This window comes from Roseateles amylovorans (assembly GCF_025398155.2).
GTDB lineage: Bacteria > Pseudomonadota > Gammaproteobacteria > Burkholderiales > Burkholderiaceae_C > Roseateles > Roseateles amylovorans.
On record NZ_CP104562.2, the window covers coordinates 2782093 to 2806358 of the forward strand.

Here is a 24266-nt window from a genome sequence, read left to right on the forward strand (position 1 = left end):
GGCGGTGACGCGCCCCCTGCCAGGTCGGCGGGTCGCCCGGTGCCCTCGGGAGGGCCCCCTCGTGCGGTCTCCCACGAATGATTTCAGTGACAGGCCTGTGACTTGCTGCCGCGCACCGGAACCCTTGAAATAGGGGGACACAGTCCCACTTGAGTCGGCAACGGAGGTTTGAACACCATGCGAGTCGACAAGCTCACCACGAGATTTCAGGAAGCACTGGCCGAGGCCCAAAGCCTGGCGGTGACAAGAGACAACCCGTACATCGAGCCGGTGCATGTGCTGGGCGCGATGCTGGCGCAGGACGAAGGTCCGAAGGCGCTGCTGGAGCGGGCCGGCGTGAAAGTGCCGGCCTTGAAGGCGGCGGCGGACGGCATCCTGTCCGGCCTGCCTCAGGTGCAGGGCGAGGGCCAGCAGGTCCAGCCCGGGCGCGACCTGATCGGGCTGCTGCAGACGGCGGAGAAGGAAGCCTCCAAGCGGGGGGACCATTTCATCGCCAGCGAGATGTTCCTGCTGGCGTTGGCGGATGCCAAGACCGACCTGGGCGGCGTCGTCCGGGGCCACGGCCTGACTCGCAAGGCGCTGGAGACCGCGATCGAGGCGGTGCGCGGCGGCCAGAAGGTGGACAGCCAGGAATCCGAGGGCAACCGCGAAGCGCTGAAGAAGTACACGCTGGACCTCACCGAGCGCGCCCGTGCCGGCAAGCTGGACCCGGTGATCGGCCGTGACGAAGAGATCCGCCGCGCCATCCAGGTCCTGCAACGTCGCACCAAGAACAACCCGGTGCTGATCGGCGAGCCCGGCGTCGGCAAGACGGCCATCGTCGAAGGACTGGCGCAGCGCATCGTCAATGGCGAAGTGCCGGAATCGCTCAAGGACAAGCGTGTCCTGGTGCTGGACATGGCGGGCCTGCTGGCCGGCGCCAAGTTCCGCGGCGAGTTCGAGGAACGTCTCAAGTCGGTGCTCAAGGAAGTGGCGGCCGATGAGGGTCGGATCATCCTGTTCATTGACGAGATCCACACCATGGTCGGCGCCGGCAAGGCCGAGGGCGCCATGGACGCGGGCAACATGCTCAAGCCGGCGCTGGCGCGTGGCGAGCTGCATTGCATCGGCGCCACCACGCTGGACGAATACCGCAAGTACGTCGAGAAGGACGCCGCCTTGGAGCGCCGCTTCCAGAAGGTGCTGGTGGACGAACCCACGGTCGAAGCCACCATCGCGATCCTGCGCGGCCTGCAGGAGAAGTACGAGGTCCACCACGGCGTGGAGATCACCGACCCGGCCATCGTCGCCGCGGCCGAGCTCAGCCACCGCTACATCACCGATCGTTTCCTGCCCGACAAGGCCATCGACCTGATCGACGAGGCCGCGGCCAAGATCAAGATCGAGATCGACTCCAAGCCGGAGGCGATGGATCGGCTCGACCGCCGCATGATCCAGCTCAAGATCGAGCGCGAGGCCGTGCGCAAGGAGACCGATGAAGGCTCGCAGCGCCGATTCGGCCTGATCGAGGAAGAGCTGCTCAAGCTCCAGCGCGAATACAACGACCTGGAGGAGATATGGACCGCCGAGAAGGCGCAGGCCCAGGGCTCTGCCCATGTCAAGGAAGAGATCGACCGCATCAAGTTCCAGGTGGAAGAGCTCAAGCGCAAGGGCGACTTCAACAAGGTGGCCGAGCTGCAGTACGGCAAGTTGCCCGAGCTGGAGAAGCGTCTGAGCGAGGCCCAGGCCAAGGAGACCGTCAAGGCCAAGGACAAGACGGTGCCGCAACTGCTGCGCACCATGGTCGGCGCCGAAGAGATCGCGGAAGTGGTCTCACGCGCCACCGGCATCCCGGTCAGCAAGCTGATGCAGGGCGAGCGCGACAAGCTTCTGCAGATGGAGACCAAGCTCCATGAGCGGGTGGTGGGTCAGGACGAGGCCATCGTGGCGGTGGCGGATGCGATCCGGCGTTCGCGCGCCGGTTTGTCGGACCCGAACAAGCCGCTGGGCAGCTTCCTGTTCCTGGGCCCCACCGGTGTGGGCAAGACCGAGCTGTGCAAGGCGCTGGCGGGCTTCCTGTTCGACAGCGAAGACCACATGGTCCGCATCGACATGAGTGAATTCATGGAGAAGCATTCGGTCAGCCGGCTGATCGGCGCGCCTCCGGGCTATGTCGGCTACGACGAGGGCGGCTACCTGACCGAGGCGGTGCGGCGCAAGCCCTACAGCGTGCTGCTGCTCGACGAGGTCGAGAAGGCCCACCCGGATGTGTTCAATGTGCTGCTGCAGGTGCTGGACGACGGCCGTCTGACCGATGGCCAGGGACGCACGGTCGACTTCAAGAACTGCGTGATCGTGATGACGTCCAACCTGGGCTCCCAGCACATCATGGCCTTGCAGGGGGAGTCGGAAGAAGTGATTCGTGCGGCGGTGTGGGACGAGGTCAAGGCCCATTTCCGCCCCGAGTTCCTCAACCGCATCGACGAGACGGTGATCTTCCATGCCCTCGGCGCGGCCCACATCAAGTCGATTGCCCGAATCCAGCTGCGCCAGCTCGAACAGCGTCTGGACAAGTTGGAAATGAAGCTCGATGTGAGCGAGGACGCCTTGAGCGAACTGGCCAAGGTCGGTTTCGACCCGGTCTTCGGCGCACGTCCGCTCAAGCGGGCGATCCAGCAGCGCATCGAGAACCCGCTGTCCAAGCTGATCCTGCAGGGACGCTTCGGGCCGAAGGACGTGATCCCGGTGAGTGTGGAGGGCGGCGAGTTCAGCTTCGGACGCGTCGTTCACTGATTGCTCGTTGACCCACAACGTTGACGCTCACGACCTGCGCTGGCGCTGGCGTTGACCTTGACGTTGACGCCAGCGTGCCCGCCGGCCCGCCTGGCCCCAGCCTCCCACAGCAGCCCCGTACGGTGTGAGCATCGTGCGGGGCTGTTTCTTTCTCGACGGCGGGTCGGCCGGGGTGGCCCTCGGCGAGTCGTTCGATCTGGCCCCCGGCTTCCAGTTCCCAGCCCCCGGGCTTCCCGCCCCAGCCGCAGCCCTAGGCCATCTGGATTCGGCAGGCGCGGTTCGTTTGCGTCATCAACGGGGACTGGAAGAACGCGTCGACGCATGGCGTTCGGCCAGCAGCGCCACCTGGTCGCGAAGCCGCGCCGCCGCGAATTCGCGAGAGGACATAGGAAGCCGCGCTTTGGCGCTTCGGAATTGCAGACCGCAGAGGCTCTGGATGGCCGCCTTGTCCATTTGCGCGATCAGGCAGTCGAAGAAGCGATTCTCTCCGCTGCGCTTGCCTTTTGGCCTGGGACGTTTATGGACTGCCGTTTTCTCCGGATGGCCGACCGCGTATCGCTGGCGTTCCGCGTGGTAGGTGATGTCAATGGTGCGGGTACTTCGGGGCGTCGTGAACTCCTGGCTGCGTGGGGTGACCGTGTATCTTCTCCAGGTCTCGACGGTGAAGACGCGAAATGAGACGTCCGGCCAGCCACTCACTTGAAGGGTCAATCGATGGACCGTTGCCGCATCGCGTTCGGTCCAAGTGCCCTCCTTGATCAACTCATGCAGTGGCAACTGCTCATCGGGGCCCTCGGCGGTGAGGGCCTGGGCCAACTCGACGGGCTGTGCTTCGCCGGGCCGATCCATGGACAGGGTGTCGCCGTGGCCGGAAGGCGACGACGGCGGTGCGGTCGAGGTGGACGTCCGAGCGAGGAGCCTCATGTACGAGGCGGCGTCAGAGGCGGCGTCAGAGGCGGCCTTGCGGACCAAGTTCGAGCTTGTGCCCGACACGGGTGACTGGCTGGGCCCCGGACCGGGATGACGGGGGGGCTGTCTCTCCGCTGAGCCGTCCCATTCACCCTGCCACGTCCGCTTGGCCGCGGGCGCCAGGTGGGTCCCGGGGTCGTGCGAGCCGTCCGTCGGCGGGGGCGGCATGAGCCCGACTTCTGCGGAGATCAAGGTGACCAGGTCTTGATACTCGCTGTCGGTCGAGATGGGAGGCGATGCGACGGTGTAATCCGGGGGACCGGGCCATGCTTGTCGGTCTAGCGCACGGGTCCGCCAGGTGTCCGAGGTGGCGAGGTCGGGTCGGGACGCCGCCGTCATCGGCGTGGTTTGCGAAGCCGGGGCGGCGTGCGACGGCCACAGGGTGGTGTCGAAGCGCCAAGGGCTCCTGGCCTGGTCATCCCCGAAAAGGCAGTGGGTCAATTCACTTGCCTTCGCATCAGGGGCGTGTAGAAAGTGCGCCTGGGTGTTGGCGTTCACGGCGACCTTCCCGTCCTGGTGGGTCGGTGCGAATCGCTGCAGGGCGGACGTGGAGGGCATCTGGCCGGGCTGGGTCGACCGCTGGCCGGCCATCGCACCGGTGGCGTCCGGCGATGAAGCGCCCGGGGCTTTGTCCATCAATCTCACCAAGCGGGGCAATGCGCCGGGCGACCCGCGCGAGCCGGGCGACGCATTGAACCGGGGTATCGGATTCGTCGAGCCGGTGTCGAGGGTCAGCACCAGTCTGTGAGGCGGCTGGGCGGTGAAGGATTCGGTCTTGTGGACCTCCCCGGAGAGGCCGGCCCGCGGCGTTCGGGGGGCGCGTATCAGGCCGGGCAAGCGCAAGCGGGCGGGCTCGCCGGGTCGTTCGACGGGTTCCGCGCCGTCGGCGATTGAAATGGCGCGCGTCAACGTGGGAGGCTGGTTCAGCAGATGAAGCAGGTGGTCGGCCAGCCGGAGGCGCAACTTGCCCAGCAGCACCTGGTTGGTCACCGGATCGCGTGGCGGTGCCGTCAGGCTGGAGTCCTGGAGGACCTGCGCCAGGATGCACCAGCCGCCGGGGTGGTCGTCCAGGCAGGCCAGCACGGCCGCAAACACGGATGGGTCCGACGCGTCACTCGGGTGCGGCCACAGGCGCTGTGCAGTGGGGGCGGCTTGAATCCCTCCGTTCGCGTCCTGTTGCAGGCGCAGGGGCCCCTGGGTCGTGCCATCCAGAGCTGCAGGTCCGAACACGCTGGCGCTCGGCGGCGGACCGGTCCGCTCGACCTGGATCTGCAAGCCATTCGGCCAGCCCGCCAGGGTGGGCAGCAGGCTCAGCACCACGCGTTCGGCCTCTGGCGACAACGGCCCGCTGCGGGCCAGGTCGGTGGTGAGTTGCCGCAGGTCCTGGACTTCCAGCGCACTTGGCGGTGGCGCGGCGTCAGCAGGGAACGCTTCGAGGTGATGCTGCCTCGCGCAGCGCAGCAGGCGTTGGGTGGCCAGCATCGATCGCTCCTTTCTGTCCTCAGCGAAGCGAGATCAGTCGCGACCCAGCCCCGCGGGTTCAGACGAGGACGTCAGTGGCTCCGTGCGGCATCCCTCAACGGACCTCCCCACCGGGGCGAGCGCCCTGGCGTTGCCGGAGGTGTCGGGCAAGAAAGTCCCGCGAGCGTTGATCGGCCAGATCGGCCGCGGCCGGCTCGCGCTGTGGTCCAGCCAGCCGGGCGAAGCCGTGAGGCGCCTGCGGATACAGATACAGCTGCGTGGCCGGCCGGGCGGACAGGGTCTGTGCCATGCGATGCCGATCGCCAGGGGATGCTGCTTCGTCCTTGCCGGCGACATGCATCAGCATCGGACAGTCCGGGGTGTGGACCTCGTCCAGGAAGCGCTCCACCCCGGTGGCGTAATACACCACCGACGCGTCGAGGCGCCCGTAGACGGCGGCGCGGTAGCTCAGCACGCCGCCCAGGCCGTAGCCCACGCAGCCGACCCGTCGGCGAGCGCCGTGGCTGCTGTCCATGCCCGCCAGCCAGTCGATGGCCACCTGCAGGTCGTTGACCCCCTGATCCACATCGAAGCCGTAGTGGGGATGGGGCGGCACCGGCGCCTCCGGAAGTGGCGGTGTCGCGCTTTCCGCGGGCGGCCGCGCAGGGGGACGAGGGTGGCGCCAGAGCAGGTCCGGACCCAGCGCATGGAAACCGTCGGCGGCCCAGCGTTGGCACATTGCCGGAAGGTCCTCGTCTCTGCCGAGGGCTTCGGGAATCACCACGATGCCCGGGGCATCCGGCGCTGCGGCGAGGGCCAGGTAGGCATCGAAACTTTCGGTGCGGCTGGACAGGTGGGGCAGCTCGATCTTGAACAACGGTCGTCCGACCGCTTGTGGCGGCGGATCCGAGTCATCCTGGCCTGCGGTGCGGCCAGGGCGTTCGGGCGGGATCGGTGGCGGCATGAGGTCTCCGTCGGGGGCGATTTGGGGGGACTGAGTGACGAGCGGTCGACGACGCCCGGCACGGTCCCCGTGCAGTCACCCGATCAGGTCGCGCCTCAGAGCGACCTGGTTGTGGGGATGTGATGCGGCGCGTGCCGTCATGTCCGCGGTTCGCGCCAATCCATCCATGCCACCAACAGGAAGCCGCCGACCAATCCCCAATGCTCGAAGAAGCTGTTCATCAGCATGAAGCGCTCGTGCCCGGTGGCGTCCCAGTAGCGATTGGCCATGAAGGTGGCCGCCGCGGTGAAGGCCGCCAGGGCCAGCGCGCCGAGCCACCGCCAGCGGCCCGACAGGATCAGGGCCGAGGCCCCGAGCTCGAGCACGATGACCGCCGCGGCGAACAGCGGCGCCGGCGCCAGGCCGAAGTGCTGCATTTCGCCGACGGCACCGGGAAAGTCGAACAACTTCACCAGGCCGCCCTGGAGATAGGCCGCACACAGCAGCAGCAGGGCGATCCATCGCCCCAGCCGTGCCGGTGTGGCCAGGCGGACGACCGGCGTGAACAAGCCCGTGGTGGAGGGGGCGCCGCTGCTCATACCGCCCAGCATGCGCAGCCCAGCGCGCCCCAGAAGCTCTTGAGGTCAGACACCGGCGCGCTGCTGGCCCAGGCCCGCGCATGGTCGTGTCGATGCACGCCGCAGCTCGTGGCGCAGTCGCAGGACTGCCGCTGCAAGGCCGCCTGCAGCGGACGACCTTCCTGATCGCCCCAGGCGCCGTAGCCGCCGAATCGGCGCACGGGCGACCAGTCCGGCAAGGGCAGCGGCGGGGTGGTCTCGTCATGCGGCGTGAATTCGCCCGCAGCCCAGACCACCTTGCCGCCGACCACCGTCATCAGCGCGCTGGTGTCGGCGATGTCACTTTCGGCGCAGGCGAAGAAGTCGCGGTCGGGCACCACCAGATCGGCCAGTTGACCCTCCTCGATGCGCCCCTTCTTGCCGACTTCATTGCTGAACCAGGTGACGTTCTCGGTCCACATCCGCAGCGCCTGCTCACGGTCCAGGCAATTGCGCTGCGGGGTGATCTGCAGGCCGCCGACCGTCTTGCCGGTGATCAGCCAGGACAGGGATACCCAGGGGTTGTAGGACGCCACCCGCGTCGCATCGGTGCCGGCGGACACCTTCAGGCCCTTGTCCAGCATCTGGCGCACCGGCGGTGTGGCTTCGGCAGCCGCCGGACCGTAGCGCTCGACGAAGTACTCGCCCTGGTAGGCCATGCGATGCTGCACCGCCACGCCGCCGCCCAGGGCGGCGATCCGGTCCATCGATCGCTCGGAAATCGTCTCGGCGTGATCGAAGAACCAGTTCAGGCCGTCCAGCGCGATGTCCTGGTTGACCCGCTCGAACACATCCAGCGCGCGGCTGATGGTTTCGTCATAGGTGGCATGCATGCGCCACGGCCAGCGGTTCTCCGCCAGGATGCGCACCACGCCGTCCAGATCGTCCTCCATCTCCGGGCCCATGTCGGGGCGCGGTTGGCGGAAGTCCTCGAAGTCGGCGGCGGAGAAGACCAGCATCTCGCCCGCGCCGTTGTGCCGGAAGTAGTCGTCGCCCTGCTTGTACTTGGAGTGCTGGGTCCAGCGCAGGAAGTCGTCCTTTTCCTGCTTGGGCTTCTGGGTGAAGAGGTTGTAGGCCAGCCGCAGGGTCAGCAGGCCGTCGCGGGACAACTGCTCGATCACCTCGTAGTCCTCGGGATAGTTCTGGAAGCCACCACCGGCGTCGATCGCGCCGGTCACGCCCAGGCGGTTCAGCTCCCGCATGAAGAGCCGGGTGCTGTTGATCTGATAGTCCAGCGGCAGCTTGGGCCCCTTGGCCAGGGTCGCATAGAGGATGGCGGCATTGGGCTTGGCCAGCAGCAAGCCGGTCGGGTTGCCCTGTGCATCCCGGGTAATCTGCCCGCCGGGAGGCTCGGGCGTGTCCTTGGTGTAGCCGACCGCGCGCAGCGCCGCCGCGTTCAGCAAGGCGCGGTCGTAGAGGTGAAGAATGAAGACCGGCGTGTCCGGGGCCACTGCATTCAGCTCGTCCAGCGTGGGCAGCCGCTTTTCGGCGAACTGATGTTCGGTGAATCCGCCGACCACCCGCACCCATTGCGGCGTGGGCGTCACGTCCACCTGGCGTTTCAGCATGGCCATGGCGTCGGCGAGTGACTTCACCCCGTCCCAACGCAGTTCCATGTTGAAGTTCAGGCCGCCACGGATGATGTGCAGATGGTTGTCGATCAGGCCTGGCAGCACCCGCTTGCCGCGCACATCGATGACCTTGGTCTGCGGCCCGCGCAGCGCCATCACCTCCTGCTCATGGCCGACCTTGAGGAATCGGCCGTCCTTGATCGCCACGGCCTGCGCAGTGGGCTGCGCCCGGTTCAAGGTCGTGAACAGACCACGATGGAGGATCAGGTCGGCATGCGGTGAGGCCGACGGCGGGGCCGTGTGGGCGGCGGTGTCAGACATGACGGGTCTCCGTGGTGGTGGGCGAGGTCGATGCCGCGGTCGAGGGGGACGGCACAGGCGAGGGCGGCACGGCGTCAGCGCCGGTGGTGACGGCCGACCACGGCGGGACCGGGGCGCTGCTGCTGCGTCCGTCCCGGGCTGCGATGTCGGCGCACTTCGGCAGCTCGCCGAACATGTGCGGCTTCACCTGGTGGTGAAGCCAGGACACCTGGGGGGCGTCGTCGCGCTGAACCATCTTCTTCACCAGCGGCGGCAGCTGTTCACCGACCAGGATGCCCAGCAGGCCGACCAGCGCAATCACCGGTGGCGCGGGCGAGCGCACATTGAACAGGGCGTAGATCACGCCCACCAGCAGGCCGACGGCCAGGGAGACAAGGTAGGGTTTCATCGCGAACACAGGTGAGAGTGGCCTCATGACAAGGCCGACAGGGCCGACAAGACGAGCGGCGCGGCGGGATCGGTCTCGACCGACCTCGCCGCAAGCTCGTCAGGCGCTTACTCAGCCTTCGTGGGCATTGAACATGGACTTGGCGTAGGTGATGCCCAGACCGTAGGCGCCGCCCAGCTTCTTGGCGATGCCGGTGGTCATGTCGTAGGTCGCGGTGCGGGCCCAGTCGCGCTGCAGTTCGAGCAGGTATTGCAGCGAGGTCATCGGACGGGCGCCCGCCTGCACCATGCGTTGGACGGCGCGCTCATGGGCCTCGTCGGAGACGTCGCCACAGGCGTCGGTGATGATGTAGACCTCGAAGCCCTGTTCGATGGCCGATAGCGCCGGGCCGACGATGCAGACCGAGGTCCACAGTCCCGCCAGCACCACTCGCTGCTTGCCGATCGCATTCACCACCTTGATGACGTTGGCGTCCTCCCAGGTGTTCATCGAGGTGCGGTCGATCAGTTCCTGGCCGGGGAAGGCCGAGGTGATTTCCTCGTACATCGGGCCGGAGAAGCTCTTCTCGGCCACGGTGGTCAGGATGGTCGGCACCTTGAAACCGGCGGCGGCATTGGAAACCAGCGCAGCGTTGTTGCGCAGTTCCACGGCGTCGATCGACTTGGTGGCAAAGGACATCTGCGACTGGAAGTCGATCAGGATCAACGTGTGATCGGTAGGGGTCAGCAGTCCGGCACCGGGCGTGGGGGTGGCAGTGAGGGCCATGATCAATCCTTTCAGGGGTCTGTCGTCGGGGGGACGGGCGCTGCGCCCGACCTCGCCACACAGTCTGCGTGTCCCGCACCGCGCCGTGATCTCTCCAATGGGGAGGGCGCCGCTACCGCAGTCGAATGAATCGGGTCCGTATCCCCCGGATGGGGAGGTCTGCGCTATGGCAGTCGCTGAACAAGCCTTCACAAGTCATCACTCGCCGCCCGTGAACAAAGTCGCGACCATGCCGGCCATGGGAGTAATTTTTGGAGTGTCACCATGATGAATTGGCCTTCTCAGCGCATCCAGGTCAGCGTCGCCCACAGCGATCCGCTGGTGGCGGTCGGCTTGAGCACCGTGCTGTCTCAACAGGTGGACATGGAGGTGATCGACGCCCAGACACGGCCCGCCTCGCCCGGGCCGGCCTCACCCTACATCGTGGTGGCCGACTATGAACGCGGGCTGCATCTCGCCGCCGCCCGGATCTCGCCGCGGGAGCGCCATGCGCCCGCGCCCAAGGTGCTGGTGGTGACCGCCAACGACCGCGAGCATGAGGTGCGCTCCGCGCTGGAGGCGGGCGTCGAGGGCTACCTGGAACTGGGCTGCGCCCTGCAGGATCTGATCTCGGGTGTGCGGCAGCTCGCGCGAGGATCACGCTACCTCAGCGCCATGGCGGCCCAGCGCATCGCGGCCAGCATGGCCCGATCCACCCTGACCGACCGCGAGCAGCAGGTCCTCGGCCTGGTGGCGCGAGGCAAGAGCAACAAGGGTGTGGCACTGACCCTGCAGATCTCTGCGGGGACGGTGAAGGCGCACATGAAGGCGATCCTCAGCAAGCTGGATGCGGAAACCCGCACCGAAGCGGCCAGCATTGCGATGGAGCGCGGCCTGATCGGCGTGGCCCTGACGGCGGACTGAGCCCCCCGTAGAGGCCAACCTGTTCGCGTGGGTGACGGCCTGACCTCTGGAAGCTGACAAATCTCATATTCGCCATCGCAAAGGCTATCACTTTTATCATTTAGATGGGTAGAGTTCTGTCCTTATTGGGGCAGAGCCATCACACCGGCCGCCACTCGACCCTCGTCGTGCTGGCGGCTTTGTGTTTTGGCGCTGCCCCGGGGGCGTCGCGTCTGAACGTCCGTCGCATCGCTGGGGCCACGTCGCCATGTGTCCCGCAGGGATTGGGCGTCAGAGGAATCGAACTTGACCAGGCTTGGAGAATTGAAATGAAACGATTGGTCGCCGTGGCGATGGAATTGACCGCCGCCGGTTTGCTGTTCACCGCCATTCAGGAATTCAGCGTCGGTGCACATCAATTTAAGTTGGCGCCGATGGGTTATCTGTTTTTGGCTGCCGGCGTGTTGCTGGCGGCGACATGCACGGTTGCCTTGCTCCTCGGCGATGGAAAAGGCGAAGGAGACGCGGACTCGTCAACTTGAATCAGTCGGTTTTGACCTTGGTTTAGGTGGGGCGCTCACAAGCAGCTGCTGTTTTATGCCTGCGTGTGAGCGTCAATATGTTTACTTGCTTGTGTGCTTGCCGGTTTTTCTCCTGCGGCCAAACTAAGCCCCGCGCTTTTTCCGGCCAACAAGAAAGATCGATAGGAGTACCCGCATGAGCATTGCCGTGGCCATCGTGGAAGATGATGCTGCCGTCCTGAAACGCATCGTCGAGATCCTCGCTGCCAGCAGTTTTTGTCGAGTGGCGGCAGTGGCGAAGAATCGGTCCGAGGCGCTGGCCGCGATCCTGGCCAACCGCGCCGATCTCTACCTGATCGATCTGGGTCTGCCGGATGTGGACGGCATCGACCTCATCCGGCTGATTCGGGAGAAGTGTCCGGATGCGCGCTGCGTGGTGCTGAGCACCTTCGGCGACAGCAAGCATGTGATGCGCAGCCTGAGGGCCGGCGCCATCGGCTACCTGTTGAAGGATGAGATCCAGCCCTCGCTGGTGGACAAGCTGGTCAGCGCGCACAACGGCCAGGCCCCGCTCAGCCCGGCAGTGGCCCAACTGATCCTGGACCGTGTCAATGCGCTGGAGAACCACGTCCGTCCCAAGGTGGATCGGCAGAAGGTGCTCAATGAATTGGGCATGGGCCAGCGGGAATGGGAGGTGCTGCGTCACCTGGTGGAAGGCCATCCGATCGTCGAGATCGGTCAGCGCCTGACGATTTCGCATCACACCGTCAACCAGCATCTGCGCTCGATCTACCGCAAGCTGGGCGTGAAGTCCCGCGCCATGGCGGCCAACGCCGCACGCATCCATGGGTTGGTCGATGACTAGACGCTCGACCGGGCGGGCGTCGCTCACCTCCGTCTTCTTCTGGATCACGCTGCTGATCGTGGCCTTGTCGCTGGCCGCGACCAGCCTGATGGTGAAGGACATCCACGAGGTCCGCAGTGCCGAACGGCTGGAGATCGTGGCCGATACGCTCGGCACCGCCAGCGTGGGACCGGAGGCGACTCGGCTGCCCGGGGAGTCGCTGGCTGAGCGCTCGCGCATCGTCCTGCCTTTCACCCAAGAGCTCCCGCATGCCAGCGGACTCAAGCGCGCCCGCTACCAACTGGTGATTGATCCCTACCTCCGGGCACTGCCCACAGGCAAGGCTCCGGCAGGAGCGTCCCAAGGAACGCCCGCTGGAGCGCCCGCAGGAGCGCAAGGCCGTTCGCCGGGCAAGAGCCTGCTGGTGAGCCAGGCGCTGGATGGCATGGACATCTATCTGAATGGGGTCTGGATCGCCGGTCTGCCCAAATCCGACCTCGAGGCCCGCTACAAGTGGTTCCGCCCGCTGATGGCCCCGCTGGCGCAACGCCTGCTGCGCAGCGAAGGCCCCAACATCCTCACCATCGAGACCACCACCTGGGATGCCCAGGTGCGGGTGCCACCGATCTATATCGGGGATGTCGGCAGCGTGGCTTATGTCTATGAGCTGACCAACTTCATTGGGTCTTCCCTGGCCAACGCTTCCAACGTGTTCTGCCTGCTGGCTGGCATGTTCATGCTGGGTGCCTGGTTGGCCAGTCGCCGGGACGGCACCGTGTTCGCCCATGCGGGGGCCACCACGGTGATCTGGTCGGTGCTGTTCACGCTGGTGCTGCTGCCGCGGGTGCCGGTTCGCTACCTCGACCTGTGGATGTGGGCCCAGTACGCCTGCATCGGCGCGGTGGTGACGGTGCTGACCCTGTTCATCTTCGCCTTCATCGAGCAACCGTTGTCGCGTCGCGGGCGCCGGCTGCTGTTCGGCACCGCATCTGCTGCCGCGTTGACCTATCCGTGGCTGGGCGAGGCCGGGCGATATTGGCTCGACATGCTCTGGCTGCCCAGCCTGCTGCTGTTCCATCTGTATGCCTGTTCGCAACTGGTGCTGCATCTGGCCCGCCGGCGCAGCCGCGCTGCGGCGTCGCTGCTGGCCCAATCGCTGCTGGCCCAGGTGTTTGCGCTGCATGACCACAATGTGCGGCTGCAGTTGCTGCAACTGGATGTCGGTGGGGAAGGCTGGAACCTGTCGCACCTGCTGGTCACGCCGATGTTCTTGAGCCACCTGAGCGTGCCGTTGCTGCTGTTCGTTGTGGCGCGAATCCTGTTGGGGAAGTTCCAGGCCAATGTGGCGCGCATCCGTGATGCCAACAAGATCCTGGCCGACACGCTGCAGCAGCGTGAACGCGAACTGCGGATCAGCTACAACCGGCAGCGGGACATGGAGAACGAGGTCGCCGCTCAGGGCGAGCGGGATCGCATCTATCGCGACCTGCATGACGGCATCGGTTCCAAGCTGGTCACCACGCTGTTCAGCGTGCGGGATCGCCAGATCAACCATGAGCAGCTCGAGAGCCGGCTGCTGGAGGCGCTGACCGACATCCGCGAGATCATCTCCGTCAGTGCGCCCCATGAGCAACGCTCCATCCAGGAAGTGCTGTTCACCTATTGCGCGGATCTGGACGAAGCCCTCAGCGCGGCGGACTTCCAGATCGAGTACGAGCTGTCCGAGGACGGTGAGGTGGTGCTGCTGGGCGATCAGACCAAGCAGTTGATGCGCATCGTGGAAGAGTCCGTGGCCAACACGGTGAAATACGCAGGCGCCACCCGGCTGCAGATCCGGATGCAGATGCAGGAGGGACTGTTGGTGCTGGCGATCGACGACAACGGCCAGGGCGCCGCCCATGCGGCCGACCGGTCGACGACCCCGCCAGCCCGACCGGCCTCCATCGCGGCGCGGGTTACAACCGCCGAGCCGGCCGAATCAGCCGAGCCGGTCGAGACGGCCGAATCAGCCGAGCCAGCGGAGCCAGCCGGGCCAGCCGGGCGTGTGCTCCCCGTTTCACCGAATGCCGCTGCCCCGTCACCGCTGTCGGGCGGACGCGGCCTGCAAGGCATGCGCAGGCGGGCCGAGCAGATGGGCGGACGCTACCAGTTCGATCGCACCCCGGACGGTGCGCGCACCCGGCTCTGGCTGCCGCTGGTCGGCGTCGATCTGCGGTCGACGGGGAGTGCGACGCCATCAAACGAGTCGGCGCCTCACTGCTCCCAGTCGGACGTGTGTCTGGCCCCACTGGCTTAAGCCATCGTTCGAAGCGGCGAAGTTGGAAATACTTGCTGGCTCTTCGCGACTCTCCCCACCGTCGACGGCGCGTCTGCCGCCTTCGCCCGACACCACTCCGCCGCCATGCATCCCGCGCAACGATCGACCCGCCGAGGGACATCGCACCCCCGGTACTTCCATGCCGACGACATCTCCTGGGTGCACTTCGCCCGCCAGCCGATCGTGGACGGCTCGGTCGAGCCCATGGGCCACGAGCTGAGTTTCCGCTGGAGCGGCGTCTCCAGTCGGGACACCGTCCCGCCCAGCGTGTATGCCACCTGCATGGCGCTCAGCCACGCCCTGCTGGATGGTGGGCTCAGTTACCGCTCGCCCGGCCGGCTGTTTGTGTCGATGGACCGATCCACCTTGCTCACCTCGGTGGCCGACACCCTGTGCGCGTCGCTGGGCGTGATCCAGTTGCCGGGCAAGCTGGAGGTCAAGGAAGACGTCACCCGGCGAATCGCCCAATTGCATGCGCGCGGCTACCGGTTTGCGCTCGGCGATGTGCATCGCCTGGATGATGCGCGCTGGGCCTGGGCGCCGTTCGCTTCCTACGCCAAGATCGATGTCTCGGTGAGCGTCAGCAGCGACTGGCCCGAACTGCTCGCCTGTGCCCGCGGGGCCGGGCTGCGGGTGATTGCCGACCGTCTGTCAGAGCCCGTCGACTACCTGCGCCTGAGGCGGCTCGGTGTCCAGTATTTCCAGGGCAGCCTGATCCTGCCCGAGCAGGAGGAATGCGCCCGTGCACTGCCGTGCTGCGACCACAAGACCCTGGCCAAGATCCACCGGATGGCTGAGCATGGGGCGGCGCCGGACGCGTTGTCGATGATCGCCGCCACGGATCCCGCGCTGGTGATCCGGCTGTTGATGCTTCACCGGCTCTATGCCAGCGGCGGCGCCTCGGCCACACTGGTGGAGGTCATGAGCGGCCTGCCTTATCAGGTGCTGGCGGGCTGGCTGCGGATCTTGCGCTGCAGCTCGCTGGACCCGCAGGAGCGCGGGCGCTCGTGGTCCATCTCTGTGCGCGAGCAGATGTACAACTACCGCGCGCGATTGATCGGCGCTCGTGCGTGCGGCAGCCCGGCTGAACTGGAGGCGCGGGTATTTGATCTGTATCGACGGATCTGCTCGCGCGAATCGCTGATCGCGTTGACCTTGAATCCGCCCCCCCAGCGGGATCAGATGCCAGCGGCGCCGCCCATTGCACCCACACTGCCTCAGCCGCGGGGAGCGGCGTCTCGGCCGTCAACTCCAGTCCCACAGGCCGCTCATGCCGCTCCGGCCGCTCATGCCCGAGCTGGCGCGCCGGACGAGCCTGCCCAAATGGCCACTGACACGCCGACCGCGCCAAAAGCGCCTGCCGTTCCGACTTCATCGGCGGACTTGCCGACGTCCAGCACGCCTCCACAGCGTGCGCCTCAGTCACAGCCTGAGCCTGAGCCAGAGCCTGAGCCAGAGCCAGAGCCTGAGCCAGAGCCAGAGCCGGAGCCAGAGCCAGAGCCAGAGCCAGAGCGTCAGCCTCAGCCCGAGCCTGAACCCGAGCCTGAGCCTGAGCCTGAGCCTGAGCTGTCGGTCTCTATCGATGCTCAAGTGCCAATCGATCCACCGACGACGCCATCACGCGAAGATGCCGGCGAGCACGGCAACGACCCTGACGCGGCGATCAGGGCACCTGCGCCGGGGCTCTGATCGCCCTGATCGCCCGGTAGCCGGTAGCCGGTAGCCCGGGGGCCCGGGACGCCCGGGGGCTGACGCGGGGACACGCGTCGTCAGTCAGAGCGATATGAGCGCTGTTCAGCCCCGGAATGCGCGCCAAGCGCCCGTGAAGCGCACGCCGCGCGCCTGACGCGCGGACGCTGCGGGGACGCTCGCTACACTGCCCGGGCCCATTCAAGAAGGCCCCGAACAGACCGTGACCGCTTCAGCCTCCGCCCCTTCCGATCCCGCCGCGGCCCGCACCAGCGTCTTCCGCCACCAGGGCTTCGCCGCCTTCCTCATCGCGCGCATGGCGGCGGTGTTGGCGGGGCAGGTACAGGCGGTGGTCGTGGCCTGGCAGGTCTATGACCTGACACGCGAGCCCTTGGCGCTGGCCTATGTCGGTCTCGCCCAGTTCATTCCGATGTTGCTGCTGTTGTTGCCGGCCGGCGACCTGATCGACCGATTCAGCCGCAAGCCCATCCTCGCCATCAGCTGGGCGGTGAGCGCCTTGTGCAGCGGCTTGTTGTGGTGGCTGTCAGGCCACGGCAGTGCCGGCGTGAATGGCATCTATGCGGTGCTGGTGCTGTTCGGTTGCAGTCGCGCCTTCTCTGGCCCGGCGCTGCAAAGTCTGCTGCCGCAGATCGTGCCCCGTGAACAGCTGGCGCAGGCGATTGCCGCCAACAGCATGCTGCTGCGCGCCGCCAGCATCGGGGGACCGTTCCTGGGTGGCTTGCTCTATGGGTTCGGCGGGGCAGGGCTGACTTTCATCGTCTGCCTGGCGTGCTTCACCGTGGGAACGGTCCTGCTGGTGGCGGGTGTGCCGGTGCGCGTGCCGGCGCCGCAACCGGCCCAGGGCACGATCTGGCAACGATTCGGTGCCGGTATCCATTTCATCCGGACTCGCCCGATCATCCTGGGCACCATCTCGCTGGACCTGTTCGCCGTGCTGTTGGGTGGCGTGATCGCGTTGCTGCCGATCTATGCCCATGAAGTGCTGCATGTCGGTCCCGAGGGATTGGGCGCGCTGCGCAGCGCCATGGCGGTGGGCGAGGTGCTGGCGGGTTTCTATCTGAGCGTTCGCCCGTTCAACCGGCATGTGGGCAAGGCGATGTTCATCGCGGTTGCCGTGTTCGGTGTGGCGAACCTGGTGTTCTCGCTGTCGACGACCTTCTGGTTGTCCTTCGTGGCTTTGTCGGTGGCGGGCGCGGCGGACATGGTCAGCGTGTACATCCGAGGCGCCCTGGTGCAGTTTTCCACCCCTGACGAGATGCGTGGCCGGGTGAATGCGGTCAACATGCTCTTCATCGGCTCGTCCAATGAGCTCGGCGAGTTCCGCGCCGGCAGCGCGGCGGCGGCCCTCGGGGCGGTGCCTGCCGCGGTGACCGGGGCGGTCTGTACCCTGGGCGTGGTCGCCACCTGGAGCGCGCTGTTCAAGCCGCTGCGCAAGGTGGACCGTTTTGAAGAGGCGACGCCCGCGATCATGCGTTGAATGGCCCGCTCGGCATCAGGAGACGGGCCGTTCGATCCCGTACATCATCGTCGGTGACGACAGGGAGATGTCGAATGCGCTGCAGCAGAGTGGACACCTCGGCTTAACATGCGTGCGTCAATGCCCATCGGAACCGTTGAGCGCCCACTGGGCGCCTCTAACCCGATCGGGTAATCGACACCGCCAGCATCCCGCCGCGAAGATGCCCCCGCTGCTCCAGCCGTGAACCCCGCTTGATGTCCGATCTTCCTCGTGTTGAGCCTTTTCCCCGCCCCGACCCGGCGCCCGTCGGGCGCGTGGTCTCGCCCATCCGCATCCTGACGGTGGACGACCACCCGCTGCTGCGCGAGGGCATTGCGGGCACGCTGGAAGATGAGCCGGACCTGAAACTGGTGGCAGAAGCCGCCAGCGGGCAGGAGGCGCTGGCCCGATTCCGGGAACATCGTCCGGACATCACCCTGATGGATGTGCGCCTGCCCGACATGGACGGCATCGACTGCATGGCGGAGCTGCGGCGGGATTTCCCGGATGCCCGCATCATCATCCTCACCACCTACCGAGGCGATGTGCAGGTGCGTCGCGCACTGGCGGGCGGGGCGATGGGCTATCTGCTCAAGAGCATGCTGCGCAAGGACCTGGTGGACACCATCCGTGCGGTGCATGAGGGGCAGCGCTGCATTCCCGGCGAAGTCGCCCGCATGCTGAACGAGGACAACGAAGGCAGTCTGTCCCCGCGCGAGATCGAAGTGCTGCGGCTGGTGGCCGAAGGGCGGTCCAACAAGCGCGTTGGCGTTGAGCTGGGCGTGAGCGAGGAGACCGTCAAGATGCACATGAAAAGCGTGCTGTCCAAGCTCCATGCCAACGATCGCACCCATGCGGTGACGATTGCGCTCAAGCGTGGCTATTTCTCGCCCTGAAGCCGCGCTGAAGCTGGCCGGACGCCGGCCGGACGCCGGCCCGAAGTTCGCCCGAAGTCGCCCGGACTTCGCGTGGATTCCAGCACTGATCAGCGTGCTGGGCGCCATCGACTGCCGCGCCGGAGCGCGGCGCCATTTGAGTCTTCGGCGGATCGCCGCGCTTTCCTCCTGACCGGTCTGTTGGTCCTCATTCCCAAAAAAAGAGCCGCGCCTACCCAGAAGGTGAAGCGCGGCAACAGGGAGGATGCTTTTCAGGAAGTCAGAGTCAGAGAGTCCAGAGTCAGAGAGTCAGATTCAAAACTATCAGAGCGTCGAAAAATCCACCGCCTGACCACCAGTCCGGAACTCACCGGATCGGGGCAGGGGCTCTCACTGCCGGCGCCACCGTGTTCAGCGAGCGCCGGCTCGATGACCTCAGTTTAGGTGGGCGGTGTCACCGGTCTCGTCAGACATCGCGCAGATCGCTTGTAGGACAAACAGAGGCCTGCCACCTGCGATCAGTGCTCCAGACCGCGCACCGCTGGCGGCAGGTAATCCTTGCCGACCATCGCCCGGGCAAACAGGTAGTTGTGCCGGGCGCGATCGGGCAGGGCGTCGAGATCGACATGACCCTCCGGATCGCACGGGAAGGACATCCCGCGGCCGGGGTCGAACAGCGACTCGAAGCGCACTTCGAACTGGGGTGACGCGAGGTCCGCGGTCGTGATGCTGAGCAGGCTCATGATCTTCTCCGGTGAGTCCTTTGAACTGAATATCGGCCACGGCCGAGGACCTTCCCATAGGTCAGTCTCGGTGTCGGATGTCGGTGGAGCGGATCAGGCGATGTCCGCAAACGTCCTACAAGCTGTCACTTCAACGGAGGCTGGCCGCTCGCCGTTGCCCCCTGTGGTTCCGTTCTTGCCCGTGAAGGCCTGGGGCGCGATCGCGGGTTGTGGGAGAGCGCCTACAGCGCCTCGCGGCGCCCGCCGCTTCGCCGGGCATGCCCGGACCTCCAAGATGCGTTCATCCGCAACCCGGTCCCGAACCGGTTCTCTCCAGCTCACCACCCAACAGCCACGTCCGCCCGCCGTCGCGCGATCCTGCGCAGGGCCGGCGCGCCACACGAAGCGAGATCCAACATGGACGACATGCTGCTGCTGATGACCCTGGCCTCCTGCACCGCCATTGCGATGGCGCTGCGGCTGTGGCAATGGCTGGATGAACTGGGACGGGACGATCTCCAGGAGGACCCACCATGAGTGCACGCCCGCCCCTTCCCCCCACGCATCCCGCCGACACCTCGACCTTGGAACCCGGCACGGACATGCAATCGGTGCCGGAGAACCCGCTCTCGCAGAGCGCCTTCATCTGCGGCGAGGTGAGCTATCGGCCGGGAGACGGCCAGATGGTGGTCATCCGTCCGGGTCCGGTGTCGGTCGAGATCGGCACCCATGATGTGACGCTGGGCTGGCAGGACGAGTCCTCGCGCCTGAGTGCGGTGATGCCGCGCACTGAATATGCGCGCTTCATCGGCGAAGGCGCGATCAAGCCGGTGGTGACCCATCGCCCCGAGGACGCATCGGCCCCGGAAGACGGCGCGCACTGATCTCGTCCCGACTGCAACTTGACGTTGCGAGGCTGATCCCGCATCCGCCCATCCCCAAAGAGAAACCGCCCCGGAGGGCGGTTTTCTTGTCTTCATTGCAGGTGTGAAAGACGACGACGTTTCAGTTCACGACCACGATGAATCGCAGGACCGAGACGCCGCCGCCAAATCGACCCGAACTCGGACTCAGACAAATGCCCGAGTCCAGGGCGATGGGGCACGGACGCCGCGTTGGACTTACATCCAGGCAACGCCGTAATAGTCGTAAACCTTGCGGCCGTATTCGTCGCTGTACTCGGGACGATCGGTCTGGGCGTAGCGAGGCGCCTTGTCCAACTGGTCTTCACGCAGCGGCACGACATAGCCGTCCAGGCCGGTGTCGTACTTCAGCATGTTCCAAGGAATCGGGTAACGATCGGTGCCGATGCCCATGAAGCCGCCGAACTCCAGGGCCGCATAGCGGACCAGGCCGGAGCGCTTGTCGATCACCAGGTTGTCGATAGAGCCCAGCTTATCGCCGTTGCCGTTGTAGACCTTGGTGCCTTCGACGCGATCCGAGGAAATGGTGGTACTGGCCATGTCAGTAACTCCTTGAAGGGTGGATACAGCGTTGATTTGGCAAATCGCGTGCCCTCCCGTGTCGTTCGGCTCGGCGCATCACAGCGTGGAGCCGGGAATCGCCATTGCCGCCGCGAGCTCGCCACCACTCTGAAAGGATTGCTCCCGATGTTCAAACTTCCGTCGGTCGTCAAAGAAGCCGTCGACCTGGTGAGCGAAGCCGCCCAAGGTTGGAGCGACGACAACGCGCCCAGCATGGGCGCGGCGCTGGCCTACTACACCCTGTTCTCGATCGCGCCCTTGTTGCTGATCGTGATCGCCGTGGCCGGGTTGGTGTTCGGCCAGCAGGCCGCACGAGGCGAGGTGATGGACCAACTGTCGGGTCTGGTCGGCATCCAGGGCGCGATGGCGGTGGAAGACCTGCTCAAGCGGGTGAATCGTCCGGAAGAGGGCGGTCTGGCTGCCGTCATCGGCACAGCCGTGCTGTTGATTGGCGCCACCTCGGTCTTCGCCGAGCTGCAGAATTCGCTCAATCGCATCTGGAAGGCACCGCTGCGCAATGGTCCGGTCTGGGACGGGCTGTTCACCCTGCTGCGTCGGCGCCTGCTGTCGCTGGGCCTGATTCTCGGATTGGGCTTTCTCTCGATGGTGTCGATGGTGGCGAGTGCGGCGCTGTCGGCCTTGTCCCGCTGGTGGACGCCCTGGATGGGCGACTTCCTGTTGCTCGCGCAACTGCTCAATGCAGTGTTCGCCTATGGGCTCATCACCGTGCTGTTTGCGTTGATCTACAAGTGGGTGCCCGACGTGCCGGTCCGTTGGCGGGATGTCTGGGTCGGCGCGCTGATCACGGCCGCGCTGTTCAGCCTGGGGAAGATGCTCATCGGTCTGTACATCGGCCACAGCGGCATCAGTTCGGCTTATGGCGCGGCCGCCTCGCTGGTGGTGATGATGCTGTGGGTCTACTACTCCACCCAGGTCTTCCTCATGGGTGCGGAGTTGAGCTATGCCTTTGCCAAACGGCACAGCCTGCGTGAACAGGCGATGGAGCACGTCACGCAGGTTTTGAAGCCCGTTTGACCCATGCGGTCTGATCGGGATCCGTGCCGCAGCGCAGACGCGCCTTGCAGCGAGACAGGCGCCCCGGCTCATCGAGTCAAACAACGCTGGAATGTCAGCTGGTTGATCGAAGCGTTTGATCAAAGCGTTTGATCAAAGCGTTTGATCAAAGCGTTTGATCGAGGCATTCCATCGAAGCGTTCGATCGAAGCGTTCGATCGGAGAGAACCTCGATGAATAAAGGCTTCCAACAGATCGTCATGGCCCGCCAGATGCGATGAGCACTGGCGTGCGGTGTGACATTGATGCCGCGACCATCAAGCCCTTCCATGGCTTCTCGGATGGGTATGGCGATTGCCGATTCATTCCCACGGACCGCCCATCGACGCGAATCGACGTGAATCGAGGCCCATCGACCTGCATGGCAGCGATCGATGCAGGTGAAGCCAGACGCCGGCGGCGGACTGTTCAACCGTTCAGAGACCGAAAGGAATCAAGATGAACCAGCAAGGGCAATACCGAGGCGGACGCCAAGACGACCAGCGCAGCAATGAACGCGGCTGGGACGACCGCTCCCAAGGACGATCCCCCTATGGACAGGAACGACACGACGCCTACAGCGCCCATCAGCCCAGCAACCCGGGCCAACCGATGTCAAGCGGCCGGGAGACCTATGGCCAACAGGGCTACGGACAAGGCCAGAACCAGGGTCAGAACGACCGGTCGGGCGAAGGCGGCACCTGGGCTCAACGGCCGCAGTCGTCCTTCGACGACCGTAGCCAGCCCGGTGCACGCAACCCGTATGCAGGCCGTGAGGGACAGGCCGGCTACCAGTCACCGTATGGCGGCAGCAGCAGCGCGTCCAGCAGCCAGTACGGCGATCACGACAGCGGCTATGGCCGCGGTGCATCGTCTTACCGCGACCAAGGCGCTCGCCACGAAGGCTGGCGCGAGGATGCGGGCTATGGAGGCAGCAATCAAGGCTGGCACGGTGGCACGCATCAGGCCCAGGGCTACCAAGGTGGCAGCTACCAAGGTGGCGGCTACGGCGGTGGTGCCGAGGCCAATCGTTATCAGGGCGGCAGCTATCAAGGCGGTGGCTACCAGGGTGGTGGCTACGGCGGCAACTACGGCGGCAACTACGGCGGCAATGGCGGGTCCGCCCTTCAGCAAGAGACGCGCTGGGGGGCTGGTCAGGGCAACGGCTACCCCGGGCAGGGCGGTCAGTCCGGCCAGAGCTACGGGCAATCAGGCGCGCACTACGGTCAGCAGCAAGGCCAACCGTACGGTCAGCATGCCGGCCAACGCAGCCACTATGACCCGGACTACGACCAATGGCGCACCGAACAACTGCGCAACCTCGATGACGACTACCAAAACTGGCGTCAGGACCGCTACAAGAAGTTCAGCGAGGACTTCAACAAGTGGCGGACCGAGCGCACCGGCCGTCAATCCTCCTCCAGCGACGATGCCGCCGGCCGCCGCACCGACGCACTGACCACCGGCACGGGTGGACGCGCCGATGACAGCCTGTCGTCGGCGCTGGGCTCGTCGCCGTCCACCGTGGCGGGAAGCACCACCGGCTTGTCGTCTGGCACCTCGGGCAATGCGGGATCGACCGTGTCCGGCGGCACCTCCTCGACCACCAGCGGGTCGGGCATCTCCGGCCTGTCCGGGACGTCCGGCACTTCGGGCAAGTCCAAGTAAGTCGACCGCGTCAAGCGCGGCAGGTGTCCTGTCCACCGGGGTACGTGGGACCCGAGCCACGTACCCCCGGTGTCCCGATGTGCGCACCGTTCACAGCGGCGCAGGGGCCCCGGGGCCAGGACGCCGTGCAGGGGAAGCTCGTGGGCATCGCACTTGCCGTTGTCTCACTGCAGGGTGTTGAGATGGCCGGAGCAGATCCGGCCCAGCGCCCGATGCGAAAGCTTCCTGTCCCGTTGATCGGTTCGCCAACGGATCGGAGCCACCGGCTCCCGTTGACCGCCGGCATCCATTCATCATCAAGGAGATTCACATGAACAGCCGTTCCAAGATCACCACTGCCGCCATGGCCATCGCACTCGCTTCCGGCATGGGTTTCCTCCATGCGCAAAGCGCCGGCGCAGGCGGGCAGGGCAGCTCGGGCTCCAACAGCGCCCGCGAGCAAAGCAATGATCCGCTCTACAACAATAACAACCAGGTGAACAACGCCGCAACGAACGCGAATAACGCCTCCCGCGCCAACAACGCGACGAATGCGAACAACGCCAACAACGCCAACAACGCCAACACCTACAACCAGGGGCAGACGGGGCAAACCGGTCAAACCTCGACCAGCAGCCAGAACAACGGCAACAACAACACGACCGACACCTGGCAAGACCCGAATCGCCGTTCCACCGATCCGACGATGAATCCGTCGACCGACACCTCCACCAGCGACATGAATGCCAACAGCTCGCTGCCGGCGCGCGCCGATCGGAACTGAGTTCAGCACCGTCGTATCGTTTGATTTGACGGACTGGCGATCCGTCTTCGGACTGATTGACTGACGGCTTGACCGAGATGAACGAGGCGGCCTTCGGGCCGCCTCGTTGTGTTTCGTTGCGT

The 24266-nt window shown here is 65.8% G+C and carries 20 protein-coding genes and 1 pseudogene; 12 read left to right on the forward strand and 9 right to left on the reverse strand.

The features are described 5' to 3' along the window. Positions 1-177: 177 nt before the first annotated feature. Positions 178-2772, forward strand: coding sequence for an ATP-dependent chaperone ClpB (gene clpB / locus N4261_RS11775; RefSeq protein ID WP_261760321.1), 2595 nt, complete (start codon positions 178-180; stop codon positions 2770-2772). 291 nt (positions 2773-3063) lie between these two features. On the opposite strand, the gene N4261_RS11780 is transcribed toward clpB, so the two are convergent. From N4261_RS11780 to N4261_RS11805, 6 genes and pseudogenes are all read right to left on the reverse strand, one after another. Further along, the gene (locus N4261_RS11780) at positions 3064-5058 is read right to left on the reverse strand and encodes a hypothetical protein (RefSeq protein WP_261760322.1); all 1995 of its coding nucleotides are present in this window, start codon (positions 5056-5058) and stop codon (positions 3064-3066) included. 259 nt (positions 5059-5317) lie between these two features. Beyond that, complete coding sequence (locus N4261_RS11785; protein ID WP_261760323.1) at positions 5318-6166, reverse strand: dienelactone hydrolase family protein; 849 nt, start codon at positions 6164-6166, stop codon at positions 5318-5320. A 137-nt stretch (positions 6167-6303) separates the two neighbouring features. Beyond that, positions 6304-6744, reverse strand: coding sequence for a DoxX family protein (locus N4261_RS11790; protein ID WP_261760324.1), 441 nt, complete (start codon positions 6742-6744; stop codon positions 6304-6306). Beyond that, entirely contained in the window at positions 6741-8654 is a 1914-nt protein-coding gene (locus N4261_RS11795; protein WP_261760325.1) for an amidohydrolase, read from the reverse strand. The genes N4261_RS11790 and N4261_RS11795 overlap by 4 nt, the downstream gene beginning before the upstream one ends. A 151-nt stretch (positions 8655-8805) precedes the next feature. Next, positions 8806-9042 (reverse strand): annotated as a pseudogene (locus N4261_RS11800) (XapX domain-containing protein); the annotation flags it as partial. 111 nt (positions 9043-9153) lie between these two features. Next, positions 9154-9807, reverse strand: coding sequence for a hydrolase (locus N4261_RS11805; protein WP_261760326.1), 654 nt, complete (start codon positions 9805-9807; stop codon positions 9154-9156). 264 nt (positions 9808-10071) lie between these two features. On the opposite strand from N4261_RS11805, the gene N4261_RS11810 reads away from it, so the two are divergent. The 7 genes from N4261_RS11810 to N4261_RS11840 all read left to right on the forward strand — a co-directional run bounded on the left by N4261_RS11810 (position 10072) and on the right by N4261_RS11840 (position 18475). After that, a complete protein-coding gene (locus N4261_RS11810) occupies positions 10072-10710 on the forward strand; it encodes a response regulator transcription factor (RefSeq protein WP_261760327.1) in 639 nt (212 codons plus the stop codon). 308 nt (positions 10711-11018) lie between these two features. Further along, on the forward strand, positions 11019-11231 hold the full coding sequence (locus N4261_RS11815) for a hypothetical protein (protein ID WP_261760328.1): 213 nt from the start codon (positions 11019-11021) through the stop codon (positions 11229-11231). 175 nt (positions 11232-11406) lie between these two features. Beyond that, positions 11407-12075 (forward strand): response regulator, encoded by a 669-nt coding sequence (locus N4261_RS11820; protein WP_261760329.1) that lies wholly within the window; start codon positions 11407-11409, stop codon positions 12073-12075. Beyond that, positions 12068-14350 (forward strand): sensor histidine kinase, encoded by a 2283-nt coding sequence (locus N4261_RS11825; protein WP_261760330.1) that lies wholly within the window; start codon positions 12068-12070, stop codon positions 14348-14350. The genes N4261_RS11820 and N4261_RS11825 overlap by 8 nt, the downstream gene beginning before the upstream one ends. Before the next feature lie 105 nt (positions 14351-14455). Further along, positions 14456-16060, forward strand: a complete 1605-nt coding sequence (locus N4261_RS11830) for a YuxH family protein (RefSeq protein WP_261760331.1) — start codon at positions 14456-14458, stop codon at positions 16058-16060. Between the two features lie 223 nt (positions 16061-16283). Next, positions 16284-17558: an MFS transporter gene (locus N4261_RS11835; RefSeq protein WP_261760332.1), complete on the forward strand. Its 1275-nt coding sequence runs from the start codon at positions 16284-16286 to the stop codon at positions 17556-17558. A gap of 296 nt (positions 17559-17854) precedes the next feature. Next, entirely contained in the window at positions 17855-18475 is a 621-nt protein-coding gene (locus N4261_RS11840; RefSeq protein WP_261760333.1) for a response regulator transcription factor, read from the forward strand. A gap of 497 nt (positions 18476-18972) precedes the next feature. Here N4261_RS11840 and N4261_RS11845 read toward each other — a convergent pair whose 3' ends face one another. Then, the gene (locus N4261_RS11845; RefSeq protein WP_261760334.1) at positions 18973-19197 is read right to left on the reverse strand and encodes a hypothetical protein; all 225 of its coding nucleotides are present in this window, start codon (positions 19195-19197) and stop codon (positions 18973-18975) included. A 512-nt stretch (positions 19198-19709) separates the two neighbouring features. Here N4261_RS11845 and N4261_RS11850 point away from each other — a divergent pair. After that, positions 19710-20060 carry a hypothetical protein gene (locus N4261_RS11850; protein WP_261760335.1) on the forward strand — a complete coding sequence of 117 codons (351 nt, stop codon included), beginning with the start codon at positions 19710-19712 and terminating at the stop codon, positions 20058-20060. 237 nt (positions 20061-20297) lie between these two features. On the opposite strand, the gene N4261_RS11855 is transcribed toward N4261_RS11850, so the two are convergent. After that, positions 20298-20639, reverse strand: a complete 342-nt coding sequence (locus N4261_RS11855; protein ID WP_261760336.1) for a PRC-barrel domain-containing protein — start codon at positions 20637-20639, stop codon at positions 20298-20300. A 147-nt stretch (positions 20640-20786) separates the two neighbouring features. On the opposite strand from N4261_RS11855, the gene N4261_RS11860 reads away from it, so the two are divergent. Then, positions 20787-21695 (forward strand): YihY/virulence factor BrkB family protein, encoded by a 909-nt coding sequence (locus tag N4261_RS11860; RefSeq protein ID WP_261760337.1) that lies wholly within the window; start codon positions 20787-20789, stop codon positions 21693-21695. A gap of 145 nt (positions 21696-21840) precedes the next feature. Here N4261_RS11860 and N4261_RS11865 read toward each other — a convergent pair whose 3' ends face one another. Then, a complete protein-coding gene (locus N4261_RS11865) occupies positions 21841-22005 on the reverse strand; it encodes a hypothetical protein (protein WP_261760338.1) in 165 nt (54 codons plus the stop codon). 167 nt (positions 22006-22172) lie between these two features. On the opposite strand from N4261_RS11865, the gene N4261_RS11870 reads away from it, so the two are divergent. Together N4261_RS11870 and N4261_RS11875 are read left to right on the forward strand one after the other, a co-directional pair. Continuing rightward, complete coding sequence (locus N4261_RS11870; RefSeq protein ID WP_261760339.1) at positions 22173-23381, forward strand: hypothetical protein; 1209 nt, start codon at positions 22173-22175, stop codon at positions 23379-23381. A gap of 310 nt (positions 23382-23691) precedes the next feature. Continuing rightward, the gene (locus N4261_RS11875; protein WP_261760340.1) at positions 23692-24144 is read left to right on the forward strand and encodes a hypothetical protein; all 453 of its coding nucleotides are present in this window, start codon (positions 23692-23694) and stop codon (positions 24142-24144) included. The last annotated feature ends 122 nt before the right edge of the window (positions 24145-24266 follow it).